The 12,516-nt window shown below is 47.5% G+C and carries 13 protein-coding genes; all 13 read left to right on the forward strand.

The genetic code is table 11. The annotated features are described in order from the left end of the window. Positions 1–7 precede the first annotated feature (7 nt). On the forward strand, positions 8–2,083 hold the full coding sequence (gene recG / locus ACRN9H_RS06260) for an ATP-dependent DNA helicase RecG (RefSeq protein ID WP_432312947.1): 2,076 nt from the start codon (positions 8–10) through the stop codon (positions 2,081–2,083). A gap of 211 nt (positions 2,084–2,294) precedes the next feature. Further along, positions 2,295–3,191: a DUF3014 domain-containing protein gene (locus ACRN9H_RS06265; RefSeq protein ID WP_432312949.1), complete on the forward strand. Its 897-nt coding sequence runs from the start codon at positions 2,295–2,297 to the stop codon at positions 3,189–3,191. 345 nt (positions 3,192–3,536) lie between these two features. After that, positions 3,537–4,283, forward strand: coding sequence for a beta-ketoacyl synthase chain length factor (locus ACRN9H_RS06270; RefSeq protein WP_432312951.1), 747 nt, complete (start codon positions 3,537–3,539; stop codon positions 4,281–4,283). Beyond that, the gene (locus ACRN9H_RS06275) at positions 4,276–5,133 is read left to right on the forward strand and encodes a lysophospholipid acyltransferase family protein (protein ID WP_432312953.1); all 858 of its coding nucleotides are present in this window, start codon (positions 4,276–4,278) and stop codon (positions 5,131–5,133) included. Before ACRN9H_RS06270 ends, ACRN9H_RS06275 begins: the two co-directional genes overlap by 8 nt. After that, a complete protein-coding gene (locus ACRN9H_RS06280) occupies positions 5,117–5,371 on the forward strand; it encodes a phosphopantetheine-binding protein (protein WP_220771923.1) in 255 nt (84 codons plus the stop codon). The genes ACRN9H_RS06275 and ACRN9H_RS06280 overlap by 17 nt, the downstream gene beginning before the upstream one ends. 9 nt (positions 5,372–5,380) lie before the next feature. Next, entirely contained in the window at positions 5,381–5,629 is a 249-nt protein-coding gene (locus ACRN9H_RS06285; RefSeq protein ID WP_220771924.1) for an acyl carrier protein, read from the forward strand. Then, positions 5,629–6,177, forward strand: a complete 549-nt coding sequence (locus ACRN9H_RS06290) for a hypothetical protein (protein WP_432312955.1) — start codon at positions 5,629–5,631, stop codon at positions 6,175–6,177. Before ACRN9H_RS06285 ends, ACRN9H_RS06290 begins: the two co-directional genes overlap by 1 nt. Next, positions 6,174–7,538 (forward strand): AMP-binding protein, encoded by a 1,365-nt coding sequence (locus ACRN9H_RS06295; protein WP_432312956.1) that lies wholly within the window; start codon positions 6,174–6,176, stop codon positions 7,536–7,538. The genes ACRN9H_RS06290 and ACRN9H_RS06295 overlap by 4 nt, the downstream gene beginning before the upstream one ends. Further along, the gene (locus ACRN9H_RS06300) at positions 7,531–7,914 is read left to right on the forward strand and encodes a thioester dehydrase (RefSeq protein ID WP_432312957.1); all 384 of its coding nucleotides are present in this window, start codon (positions 7,531–7,533) and stop codon (positions 7,912–7,914) included. Before ACRN9H_RS06295 ends, ACRN9H_RS06300 begins: the two co-directional genes overlap by 8 nt. After that, on the forward strand, positions 7,908–9,764 hold the full coding sequence (locus tag ACRN9H_RS06305; RefSeq protein WP_432312958.1) for a glycosyltransferase family 2 protein: 1,857 nt from the start codon (positions 7,908–7,910) through the stop codon (positions 9,762–9,764). The genes ACRN9H_RS06300 and ACRN9H_RS06305 overlap by 7 nt, the downstream gene beginning before the upstream one ends. Beyond that, on the forward strand, positions 9,761–11,335 hold the full coding sequence (locus tag ACRN9H_RS06310) for an HAL/PAL/TAL family ammonia-lyase (RefSeq protein WP_432312959.1): 1,575 nt from the start codon (positions 9,761–9,763) through the stop codon (positions 11,333–11,335). Before ACRN9H_RS06305 ends, ACRN9H_RS06310 begins: the two co-directional genes overlap by 4 nt. Continuing rightward, positions 11,332–11,766, forward strand: coding sequence for an acyl-CoA thioesterase (locus tag ACRN9H_RS06315; protein ID WP_006079813.1), 435 nt, complete (start codon positions 11,332–11,334; stop codon positions 11,764–11,766). The genes ACRN9H_RS06310 and ACRN9H_RS06315 overlap by 4 nt, the downstream gene beginning before the upstream one ends. Next, entirely contained in the window at positions 11,763–12,515 is a 753-nt protein-coding gene (locus ACRN9H_RS06320) for an outer membrane lipoprotein carrier protein LolA (protein WP_432312960.1), read from the forward strand. Before ACRN9H_RS06315 ends, ACRN9H_RS06320 begins: the two co-directional genes overlap by 4 nt. The last annotated feature ends 1 nt before the right edge of the window (position 12,516 follow it).

The raw sequence follows: 12,516 nt of genomic DNA on the forward strand, positions 1-12,516 counted from the left end.
TAACGACTTGCAGCAATTGGATCTTGTTCCGATCACCGACCTCAAAGGCGTCGCCAAAAAGGTCGCGGAGAAACTCGCAAAGCTCGGCATCACAACAGTACAAGATCTGCTGTTTCACTTACCCCTGCGCTACGAAGACAGAACCCAAATCTATCCGATTGCCGCCCTTATGCCCGGCAGTTACGGCACCGTAGAAGCACAAATCCAATCGACGCAAATCATCCAAGGCCGCAAGCGTATGCTGGTCTGCAATGTGCGCGACGATACGGGTAGCTTGAGCCTGCGCTTCTTTAACTTTTCCGTTGCCCAACGTAATGCCATGCAAAATGGTTTGATGATCCGCGCCTACGGTGAAGTGCGCCGTGGCGGCCATCAAGCCGAGATAGTGCATCCAGAATATAAAGTCGTGTATCCCGGAGAAGATGTTCACCTAAGCGATACCCTAACGCCGATTTATCCCACTACTGAAGGCTTAAAACAGGCAAGTTGGCTAAAGCTGACGGAGCAAGCCTTGGTATTGCTGGAAGATGGCGGCTTAACTGAGCTGCTGCCACCGCAGTTGCAACCAAACAACATCAGCCTTAAACAAGCGCTGCAGACGCTGCATCGACCTCCTGCGGGGATCTCTCAGTTCGATTTAGAGTTAGGCCAACACCCTGCCCAGCAGCGTTTAGTACAAGAAGAATTACTCGCCCATAATCTCAGCATGTTACGTCTAAGACAGCGCAGTAATTTAGACGCCGCGGTCACCATGCCCGCCACGGGGCAATTGCTCAACTCTTTCCTCGCTGCTTTGCCTTTTAAGCCCACCGGCGCCCAGCAAAGAGTGGTGGCCGATATAGGCAAAGATTTAGAAAAACCACACCCTATGATGCGCTTAGTACAAGGGGATGTTGGCTCAGGTAAAACCTTAGTGGCGGCGATGGCTGCATTGCAAGCAATTGAAAATGGTTACCAAGTGGCTATGATGGCGCCAACTGAGTTACTAGCCGAGCAGCATGCAACTAACTTTGCCGCTTGGTTTGAGCCACTCGGACTTAAAGTCGGTTGGCTGGCGGGTAAGCTCAAGGGCAAAGTTAGAGCGCAATCATTAGAAGATATACAATCGGGCGCCGCGCAGATGGTGATTGGTACCCATGCCATCTTCCAGCAGCATGTGGTCTTTAGCAAACTTGCGTTAATTATCATAGATGAGCAGCACAGGTTCGGCGTACACCAACGCTTAGGTCTGCGAGAAAAGGGCGTGAGTCAAGGCTTCCACCCGCATCAATTGATCATGACGGCAACACCAATCCCCCGCACGCTAGCGATGACAGCCTATGCGGATCTCGATACCTCAATTATTGATGAACTGCCTCCAGGGCGTACTCCTGTGACTACCGTGGCGATTGCCGATACGCGTCGCCAAGAAGTGCTCGAACGGGTACGCAACGCCGTCATCACAGATAAACGTCAGGCCTATTGGGTGTGTACTCTGATTGAAGAATCCGAAGTGCTCGAATGCCAAGCCGCCGAAGACACGGCCGAAGAACTGCGCCTCGCCTTGCCCGAATTAAATATTGGTCTGGTTCACGGGAGATTAAAAAGTGCTGAAAAACAGCAGATCATGGCCGATTTTAAAGCAGGAATTATCCATTTATTAGTCGCGACGACGGTAATTGAAGTCGGCGTTGACGTACCCAACTCTAGCCTAATGATCATCGAAAACCCTGAACGTTTAGGCTTAGCCCAACTGCATCAACTACGCGGACGAGTCGGTCGAGGCGCTATAGCAAGCCATTGTGTGTTACTCTACAAGGCGCCGCTAAGTCATACTGCAACCCAAAGGCTGAGTGTACTCAGGCAAAGTAATGATGGTTTTATCATAGCGCAAAAAGACTTAGAAATTCGTGGTCCAGGTGAAGTGCTAGGGACTAAACAAACGGGACTCGCCGAGCTTAAAATTGCTGATCTGGTGCGGGACCAAGCGTTAATCCCACACATTCAAAAACTGGCAAATCATGTGATGGCACAGGCACCTGAAAAGGTCGACGCGATTATCTTACGTTGGCTCGGTCATAGGCAACATTATGTGCAGGCTTAAGTTTTTAACTTAGGCCTCAAAGATAAGCCAAAGAAAAGTAATGTGCCTCGATAGTTAAAATAAATTGTTCATGTTCAGCTAAGCGCTATAGACAAGCGCATGGAAACTTGCAGAATAAACCAGTGGTACAAACATAACACCGCTCTTGCACGTTAATATTAGCTACATGTATTCACCAAGTTAACCTTAACACTCAAGCTAAGGATGTAAAATGCAAGTTAATCAAGATGATAGAATAGACCCTAAAGAAACGTCTTCTAGCAGTAATCGCTTCGCACTTTTGGCGATAGTGCTCGTTATTCTGCTTTCTGCAGGAGGATATTATTACTACAGTAATGATTCAGACTCACCCAAACTTATCCCGAATGCACCGATAGTGTTACCCGAAACGCCGTCGTCTGAGCCAATGACGCTCGAAAGTGCACCAGAGCTAAAAACCGAAGAGGTCGCGCCAGTAACACCAGAAACAGGCAGCAGTAATACCAATACATCAGTCGTGCCTGAGCCTGAAGTGATAGCAGATCCAGTACCCGCATTGGCTGAAAGTGATACTTTCGTGCAACAAAAAGTCCTTGCACTCATTAATAATAATGTGGTCGCATCTTCATTAGTACAACAAGATTTAGCCCGCCAATTTGTCGTATTTGTAGACAATTTAGCTCAAGGCGAATTAACCCGTAAGGTCAGCCCAATCAAAGGCCCAGAAAAACAGTTCACAGTATCTGAAATCACTAATAAGGTGTATTTGAACCCTGAGGGTTTCCACCGATACGATGCTTATGTTGATTCAATCGTCAAAATGGACGAACAAAGCTTAATGGCTACTTATAAGCAAATGACGCCCATGCTAGAAGAGGCCTTTAGCGAACTCGGCTACAGTAATGCCAAATTTAACGACAGAATGCTACAGGCTATTAAATTGTTACTGGCGGCACCTATTGTTGAAGACCCCATTGAATTAAGTTCGATTAGTGTTAACTATCAATTTGTTGACCCTAATTTAGAGGCGCTACCTAGCGCACAAAAATTGCTCATCCGCATGGGGCCAGAAAATACTCGCAAACTCAAAGTCGCGTTACGCAAGTTAGAGAACCAACTCGCGCAGTAGACTCTTTGTCATAAATTATCGAGTTAACCGTAAAAGGCGCTGCAGGCGCCTTTTTTTATTTTTATGCTGGCCTAGATTTTGAATATTGTCACCGCAGTAAAGATTGTTGAGCAAGATCCATTTAGCGGTTGAAATTAGCAACATATACTTTCAATCTATTAACCCACTCGATGCAAATGGTTTCATAAAAATGAAGGTCTTAGTGTAGAATAGCCGTGCTGTAGAGGGTTAAAACTTGCGTTTTCAACATGCTTAAACCTATCTGTGGTGAGTCAATCCATCCATGTTCTAACTTATAGGTTAGGGATAACTAAGACAGCTTAAATTAAGTGTCGAGGCAAAGTAGTGCAACTAACATTCAGCATTTTATCTTGGGGCGCATGGGCTCCCCAATATCAGCACCACCAGAGCTGGCGTGATTGGCGCAAAAGCTCGGCTGAATCGACATTGACGATAAGCTCATCCAAGCAAGACAACCGCTCTCCCGCCCTAACGCACATCCCTGCTATGCAGCGCCGCCGTTTTAGTCGCTTAACTAAAATGATGCTAGACGTGAGTTTTCAATGCAAGGCACAAGTCAATTGCCGTTCTATTTTTTCTTCGCGCCACGGTGAATTACCCCGTACTATCGGTTTACTCGAAGACATTATTGCCAAACAGCCATTATCTCCCTTAGGATTTAGCCAATCAGTGCACAATACGGCTAGCGGTATTTTTGGCATAGTGATGAAAAATACCACCCAGTCGACTTCGGTGGCAGCAGGAACAGAAACCCTATCACAAGCGATGGTTGAGGCTTTCGCTCAGTTGCATCAATCTACTGAACCACTATTATTGGTGTTTGGCGATGATCCTGTGCCGCCGGTATACGATGAATTTACTCAAGAATTTGAGCTTCCCTTGGCGCTCGGCTTTATACTCGCGCCCTTTGATGCCAAGGCATCAGTCAAGCTCACAGTAAGCCCGCTATCCAGTGAGGCATCATCAAAGCTTAATCCTTTGACCTATGGCGAATTTATTCACGCCCTAGCGACATCACAAAATATTTCAGGCTGCTTATCTCGATGGCATTGGCGCTTAGAACATGTCTAAACCCCTGCGCGGTCAAGAGCATTTTGAGCTAAACGTGGCAAACACTTTGCCCGAATCTCGCCGCACAGGATTACACTATCTGCCACGTTGGTTAGGTGGAGTAAGTTGTTATATTACCTTTGGTTTAGGCGGTTTATTCAGCTCGTTAACTATTCTGCCGCTACTGCGTTGTTGGCCGGGTACACCTGAGGAGCGGGTTATTCGGGTACAAAAAGCCGTGCATATTATGTTCAAAGGCTTTGTCGCTATGCTCACTTGGGCTGGAGTGATCAAAGTCAGCTGCCATAATGCGCAAACATTACATGCTGCCAAAGGCATTATTGTTATCGCCAATCATCCCAGCTTAATTGATGTGGTGGTACTAATAAGCCTAATGCCTAATGCAGGCTGCATCGTCAAGCAAGGCTTATGGCGCAATCCGTTTTTGCGTGGCGCCTTGTCCTGCGCGGGTTATATTCCTAATCGCGGCGCGGAACTCCTGCTAGAGGATTGCCGCGAAGTACTGGCTAGGGGCACCAATTTAATTATCTTCCCCGAGGGTACGCGCACGGTTGTCGGTCAGGTAATTAACCCCTTTGCCCGAGGCGCCGCCAATATTGCTCTGAGGGTTGAAGCAAATATTTTACCTGTGGTGCTACGTACCAACGTGCGCGGTTTGACAAAGGAGCAACCTTGGTATGAGATCCCAAGACAGACCATAGGGATGGCCGTTGAAATCGGCGCAATCGTTTCTTACCAAAAGTACCAAACGGCTTTAGGTGAACAGGCAAAAATGGCCCGACAATTAACCCGGGATCTTGAGCATTATTATAAACAACAACTAGAACATACTTATGAACTTAAACAATGAAATAAAGCAGTTAATCATCGATTGTCTCGATTTAGAAGATGTCAGTATTGATGATATCCAAACCGATGCGCCGCTTTTTGGCGAAGGTCTAGGTTTAGATTCTATCGACGCCCTCGAGTTGGGTTTAGCTATTAAGAAAAAATTTGATATCAAAATCGAAGCTAATTCTGATGCGACTAAGGCCCATTTTAACAGCGTTGCCAGCTTAGCTCGCTTTATCGAATCACAGCGTCCATAGGAGAGGAATATGCAAAGTCGTGAACAAATCCTCGCGATGCTGACCACTATTTTAGTGGACGAATTCGAAATAGATGCTGGTGCGATAACGCCAGAAGCTAATCTGTACAAAGAACTCGATCTAGACAGTATCGATGCCGTCGATCTGGTGATTAAACTACAGCAGCTGACGGGAAAAAAAATTAAACCCGATGACTTTAAATCAGTACGCACCATCAACGATGTGGTTAATGCCATCGAAGGTTTAGTGAAAGACTAATGCGCGCCTTGCTACAGGTGTTAACCGCCCTAACCTTATTGGCCTATCCGCTGGCGGTATATTTAGGGCTGAATTATTTACCTGCTGGCACCATAGCATTAGTACTGTGTTTATTACTGACAGTGCGTTTAATACTACAAAAGCAAAAGGTTAAGACGTTAGTTTTACCATTACTAGTGGGGATTGGGCTCACCGCAGGCAGTTATCTGACAAAGCGCAGCGACTGGTTACTGTATTACCCTGTGGTAATTAATCTCACTATGCTGGCACTGTTCAGTTACTCGCTGCACAAAGGCCCTTGCATGATAGAGCGTTTAGCCCGCTTAAAAGAACCCGATTTACCGGATGAAGCCATACCTTATCTTAAAAAAGTCACCCGACTTTGGTGCGGCTTATTTATCTTAAATGGCACGATAGCGGCGTATACCGCTGGCTTTACTCGCTTAGCAACCTGGACCTTGTATAACGGTTTGATTGCATACGTACTCATGGGACTACTCCTCGGTGGGGAGTGGTTATATCGCAGCTTTTGGTTGAAGAAAACATGACACAGCTACTCAAAAACTGGTTAACCCAAGGGCCCTTTGCCCAACAACTAATAAGTTTTAATCACCACGACCTCGTCACAGGTGCATTATTTACCAATCAAGTGGCGTATTTTTACGAGCAGTTACTCGCGGCGCCCGAGAAAAAATGGCTACTCGCCAGTGATGCCAGCGATCTGTTTGCCGTGGGTTTGTGTGCTGCGCTTTTAGCAGGTAAAGAAATCATCCTGCCCGCCAACATACAAAAGGGCACGCTCAGCGAGTTAACGCACGAGTTTGATGGCATATTGTCTGACAAGCCACTGTGCGAAAGTCACGCTTTTATTTTGCTGAAAAAAGAGCTGAGCCTACCCAATAAACCTTGGCCCGCCAGTGAAGCAATGGGCGACTTAGTGTTATTTACCTCTGGTAGCAGCGGCGAGCCTAAGGCGATTCGCAAAACACTGACACAATTAGATATTGAAGTGTCCGTGCTCGAACACACCTTTGCCGAGCACCTACCTCATTGCAGCGTGATTTCAACGGTTTCGCACCAGCATATTTATGGCCTGTTATTTAAAATATTATGGCCATTAGCTGCCAGTCGGCCATTTTTAAGCGAGCAGATTGAATACCCAGAAACCCTAAGTTATTACACTGCCTTACTGCCTAACTTATGTTTAATCAGTAGCCCTGCCCAGCTATCGCGCCTACCTAAAGCGTTAGAGCACGAAAGACAACTGCGCTCACCCAGCTTAGTATTTAGCTCAGGCGGGCCATTAAGTTTTAATGCCGCAACAGGCATTAACCAATGCTATGGTCATCTGCCGATTGAAATCTTTGGTAGCACAGAAACCGGCGGCATTGCCTATCGTCGCCAGCATGAGGCGGATGAGCCTTGGCAAGTTTTCGACAGAATCTCGATAGATCAAGATCTTACCGATGGTGCCTTGCTGCTTAAATCACCCTATTTGGCGGATGATGAATGGCTACGCTGCGAAGATAAAATCGAACCGACTGAAAATGGTCAGTTTAGACTCAAAGGCCGACTCGATCGCATTGTTAAAATTGAAGAAAAACGTCTATCGCTGGCACAAATGGAAACCCTTATGTGCAGCCATGCCTATGTTGAGCAGACCGCACTAGTAATATTGCCGCAGTTTAAATCCCAACTGGGCGCGGTGGTGACCTTGTCTGAACTCGGTAAAAAAGTGCTACAAGAGCAAGGTAAGCTCAGTATTAACAATGCCCTAAAAGCACATTTACTGGCTCAATTTGAACGAGTCACACTACCACGTCGCTGGCGTTATCCCGATATTTTACCGTTGAGTACCCAAGGTAAGCGTGTCACTACCGAGTTAGTCGAGTTATTTAATCATGATTAAATCGAATTTACCGCCAATCCTATATACCAACATCGACATTGATAATATTGAATTACGTCTATTAATCACTGCCGAGATTGAGTCTTTTAATGGTCATTTTCCCGAGCAAGCCGTGCTGCCGGGTGTGACTCAATTAGATTGGGCGGTGCGCTTAGGCTGTGAGTATTTTGGTTATGCTGAGGCGGTGGCCCATCTTGAAGTGTTGAAGTTTCAGCAACTCATACTGCCGGGGCAAGAAGTTACCTTAAGCATTCACAATAATGCCGCTAAAGGTAAACTCACCTTCGCTTACCGCGATGGCAATAAGCGCTACGCCTCAGGTCGTATTGTCTTGGATACCCAGTCCTCTCAAAGCGATGAGGCGAGCCAGTGCTAACGCCATCAAACGGCTTAATTGAGCCTGTACCTATTAAACTTGCTTTAGTGATCCCTAATTACAATCACAGCGCCGCAATTGCTCAAACCTTGGCAGAGCTTGCCCAGTTTAATCTGCCTTGTTATTTGATTGATGATGGCAGTAATGATGAAACTCGCTATTTACTGCAAGCCTTAGCCCAACAATATGCTTGGGTGATACTGCTGCAAAATCCCTACAATCGTGGCAAGGGCGCGGCGGTCATCACAGGTCTGCGCCGCGCCTACCGCGATGGTTTTAGCCATGTATTGCAAGTCGATGCCGATGGTCAACATGATCTAAACGATATTCCGGCGATGATAGCAAAGGCGCAGACTAAACCCGCGGCATTAATATCTGGTAAACCCCAATACGATGACTCTGTGCCTAAGGCGCGCTTTTATGGTCGTTATCTCACCCATTTTTGGGTATGGGTAGAAACCTTAAGCTTTGATATTCAAGATTCTATGTGTGGCTTTCGCGTTTATCCACTCGCCGCTACTGAACATTTACTGCGCCAACACGCATTAACAGAGCGCATGGATTTTGATATCGAAATCCTCGTAAAGTTTTATTGGCAAGGCGTAGAGATTTTATTCCAACCGACTAAAGTGATCTATCCCGAAGGCGGGGTCAGCCATTTTAAAGCGATAGCCGATAACGTGCGTATCACTAAACTGCATACTAAGTTGTTTTTTGGCATGTTAAAACGCCTGCCTTGGCTGCTAAAACGTAAGCTGTCGCAACATACCGCGCCAATTCCCGATAATGTATTAGAGACAAAAGCAACCTCAGCCCATTGGTCTGATATGAAAGAGCGCGGCAGTTATTGGGGCATAAAACTGTTAGTGCAGAGCTATCGTATTGGCGGCCATTGGTTGTGCCGCACCATTATGTATCCGGTGATTTGCTATTTCTTCCTCACGGGCAAAGTCACCCGCGAAGCCTCGTTAGATTTCCTGCGCCGCGTGCAAACGCTTGAGCCGCAACACCCTAAGCTCAATCAGCCTGTAGGCTGGCGCGATAGCTTGAATCACTTTTTAGCCTTTGGAAATGCCGCGCTCGACAGAATCGATGCGTGGTGCGATCGCATCCAATTAAGTCAAGTCGATTTCCCCGGCCGCCAACTCATAGTCGACCAACTAGAAAGCGGTAAAGGCGCCGTGTTATTGGTGTCTCATCTCGGTAATTTAGAGCTTTGCCGCGCGATATCCATCCACCAGCGTAAAGTCAAAGTGAATGTGATGGTATTAACTAGCCATGCGGAAAACTTCAATAAGGTGCTCAAACAGTTAAACCCAGATAGCACGCTCAATCTTATTCAAGTGACCGAGCTGAACCCTGCAACGTCTATGCTGTTGCAGCAAAAGATAGAAGACGGTGAACTGGTGGTGATTGCGGGCGATAGAACCTCATCGAATACCCAAGGCCGCGTCATGTATGCGCCGTTTATGGGGCAAGATGCGGCGTTTCCACAAGGGCCGTTTATTTTGGCGAGCTTACTCGATTGCCCTGTGTTTTTAATGTTTTGCCTGCGGGAACAGGGCCGTTATCGGGTGCATTTAGAACACTTCGCCGAAACACTTAAAGGCCCAAGGGCGGGCAGAATAGACAGATTACAGCAGGCGGTAAATCGCTACAGCGAACGCTTAGAATACTTTGCCAGACGCGAGCCTTTGCAATGGTTTAACTTCTTCGATTTTTGGCGTAAAGACAGCGAATTAGAACGCGTATCAGCCAATTCAGTACAAGCCGATGCTGTAACAGCAGAGTCAACATCACCGCAGATCCCAGAGCAGGATCATAAGACAGACAGGACTAGTCATTCATGAGCCACACCCAAGCCGCCGACTCAAAGAATCAATCAGACTTAAAGGCTGTGGAGTTCGGCCGTCAATTTCTTACCTTAGAACAAGTGGTTGCTGTCGCCAAGGGCGCACCAGTCAAACTCTGTGATGATGCGGATTATCAAGAATATATCCAAAAAGGTGCGCGCTTTATCGATAGTCTGCTACACGAAGAAGGTGTGGTCTATGGTGTAACCACAGGTTATGGCGACTCTTGCACTGTCAATGTGAGCTTAGATTTGGTCCACGAATTGCCACTGCATTTGACCCGCTTCCACGGCTGCGGTTTAGGCGAGACCTTAAGCATAATGCAGGCCCGCGCTGTGATGGCTTGCCGTTTAAACTCCTTAGCCATTGGCAAATCTGGCGTGACCTATGAGCTATTAAAGCGCATCGAAACTTTGCTGAATCTCAACATAGTGCCAGTCATCCCAGAGGAAGGTTCGGTCGGCGCCAGCGGGGATTTAACACCGCTGTCGTATTTAGCCGCCGTGTTAGTCGGTGAGCGCGAAGTAATCTACCAAGGTGAGCGCCAAGCGACTCAAGATGTGTACGCTAAGCTCAACATCATCCCACATGTCCTGCGTCCAAAAGAAGGCTTAGCCCTGATGAACGGCACGGCTGTAATGACGGCCTTGGCCTGCTTAGCCTTTGATCGCGCGCAATATCTTGCTCGCTTGAGTAGTCGCATTACCGCCATGGCCTCGTTAACGTTAAAAGGCAACTCGAACCATTTTGATGAAATCTTATTTGCCGCCAAACCACATCCAGGGCAAAACCAAATCGCCACTTGGATACGGGAAGATTTAAATCACCACGAACATCCACGCAATTCGGATCGCCTGCAGGACAGATATTCCATCCGCTGCGCACCGCACATTATCGGCGTGTTGCAGGATGCGCTGCCGTTTATGCGTCAGTTTATCGAAACCGAAGTCAACAGCGCCAACGACAACCCGATTGTCGACGGCGAAGGCGAGCATATTCTCCACGGTGGCCATTTTTACGGCGGCCATATCGCCTTTGCGATGGATTCGCTGAAAAATACTGTGGCTAACTTAGCCGATCTTATCGATCGCCAAATGGCACTGGTAATGGACCCTAAGTTTAATAATGGCTTACCCGCTAACTTATCCGGCTCAACCGGCCCACGCCGCGCGATTAATCATGGCTTTAAAGCGGTGCAAATTGGGGTATCGGCGTGGACAGCAGAAGCGCTCAAGCACACTATGCCCGCCAGCGTGTTCTCGCGCTCGACCGAATGCCACAACCAAGACAAAGTGAGCATGGGCACTATTGCCGCCCGCGACTGTATGCGCGTGCTGCAATTGACCGAACAAGTCGCGGCGGCAGCATTACTTGCCATGACCCAAGGTATTGGTTTACGTATCGCCCAAAATGAACTGGACGAAGCCTCGCTCACGCCATCATTGGCGAAAACCCTCGCTCAAGTGCGCGGTGATTTTGAGACCTTAATCGAAGATAGGCCGCTTGAAGCCGTGCTGCGCCAAACCATAGCTAAAATCCAAGCAGGCGAATGGGAAGTGTGCCGATGAAATCATTGCTCACTATCGATATGGAAATGCAAATCCCCTTCCACGATGTGGATTCTATGGGGATCACTTGGCATGGCAATTACCTACGTTATTTCGAAATAGCCCGCTGCAAACTGCTCGATGAGTTGGGCTACAACTACCGCCAAATGCAAGCATCTAACTATGCGTGGCCTATTATCGATTTGCAGATTAAATACGTCAAAGCCAGCACCTTCGAGCAAAAAATCACAGTCCGCGCCGAGTTAGTCGAGTGGGAAAACCGCTTAAAGATCAATTATCAAATTCGCGATGTCGAAACCGGTGCGCGCATCACTAAGGGTTATACCATTCAGGCGGCGGTCGATATGAGCACCCAAGAATTGTGCTTTGTTACCCCAGATGTATTCCGTGACAAAATAGCCACCCTGCTCGCTAAGGTTGAAAACCAATGAACGCCGCACTAACACACATCAAGCTTATGCTTATCCTGTGTTTTTGCAGCGTATGGATATCGGCACAGTGCAAGGCTGACACATCGACAACGGCAGTTTCTGCCAGCGCTTATCAAACGCTTTTCAGCCAAGATGCGGATAAAACCCAGCTTATAGCCCTGAGCCAAAAGCTCAATTTGGGCGAAACAGTACGAGGCCACTTTGTGCAATCTCGGCAGTTAAAGGTGCTTAAAAAGCCGTTAATCAGCCAAGGGCAGTTTATCTTTGATCAAACCCAAGGGCTTATTTGGCAACAGATAACGCCTTTTGAGTCGCTACTGATTTTAAAAGATAAACAACTTATTCAGCGTGACAGCCAAGGTCGAGTGCAGATCAGCAAGGCCGATGCCTCGGCGAACGCCGCCGCTATGGGCGATTTATTACCCAGCCTAGTGCGCGCTATGCTCGGCGGTGATATTTCCGGTTTAAGCGAAAACTTCGAGCTGCACTTTCTCATTACAGACAAGTTAAACACAGAAGGCCAATGGCAATTAGGCCTAACGCCCAAAGATCCCTTAATGAAAAAAGCTATCGCCAATATGGTGTTAGAGGGGAGCGATGTGTTGCAATCCTTAGTGCTGCTGAGCGCCGCGCCGAATGTGACACCACAGGATATGACCCGCATCGACTTTAGTGCGCTTTCCCAAGGCACACTCAGCGAAACCGAATTGGCGCAGTATGCGTTGGCGATAGAGGCAAATAAACCTTAAC

The sequence above is a fragment of the Shewanella sp. MF08487 genome (genome assembly GCF_050848685.1).
Classification (GTDB): domain Bacteria; phylum Pseudomonadota; class Gammaproteobacteria; order Enterobacterales; family Shewanellaceae; genus Shewanella; species Shewanella glacialipiscicola.

Coding starts and splice junctions, on each gene's coding strand:
- ACRN9H_RS06265 (WP_432312949.1), top strand. CDS start 2,295: ATGCAAGTTAATCAAGATGATAGAATAGACCCTAAAGAAACGTCTTCT.
- ACRN9H_RS06275 (WP_432312953.1), top strand. CDS start 4,276: ATGTCTAAACCCCTGCGCGGTCAAGAGCATTTTGAGCTAAACGTGGCA.
- ACRN9H_RS06280 (WP_220771923.1), top strand. CDS start 5,117: ATGAACTTAAACAATGAAATAAAGCAGTTAATCATCGATTGTCTCGAT.
- ACRN9H_RS06285 (WP_220771924.1), top strand. CDS start 5,381: ATGCAAAGTCGTGAACAAATCCTCGCGATGCTGACCACTATTTTAGTG.
- ACRN9H_RS06290 (WP_432312955.1), top strand. CDS start 5,629: ATGCGCGCCTTGCTACAGGTGTTAACCGCCCTAACCTTATTGGCCTAT.
- ACRN9H_RS06295 (WP_432312956.1), top strand. CDS start 6,174: ATGACACAGCTACTCAAAAACTGGTTAACCCAAGGGCCCTTTGCCCAA.
- ACRN9H_RS06300 (WP_432312957.1), top strand. CDS start 7,531: ATGATTAAATCGAATTTACCGCCAATCCTATATACCAACATCGACATT.
- ACRN9H_RS06310 (WP_432312959.1), top strand. CDS start 9,761: ATGAGCCACACCCAAGCCGCCGACTCAAAGAATCAATCAGACTTAAAG.
- ACRN9H_RS06315 (WP_006079813.1), top strand. CDS start 11,332: ATGAAATCATTGCTCACTATCGATATGGAAATGCAAATCCCCTTCCAC.
- ACRN9H_RS06320 (WP_432312960.1), top strand. CDS start 11,763: ATGAACGCCGCACTAACACACATCAAGCTTATGCTTATCCTGTGTTTT.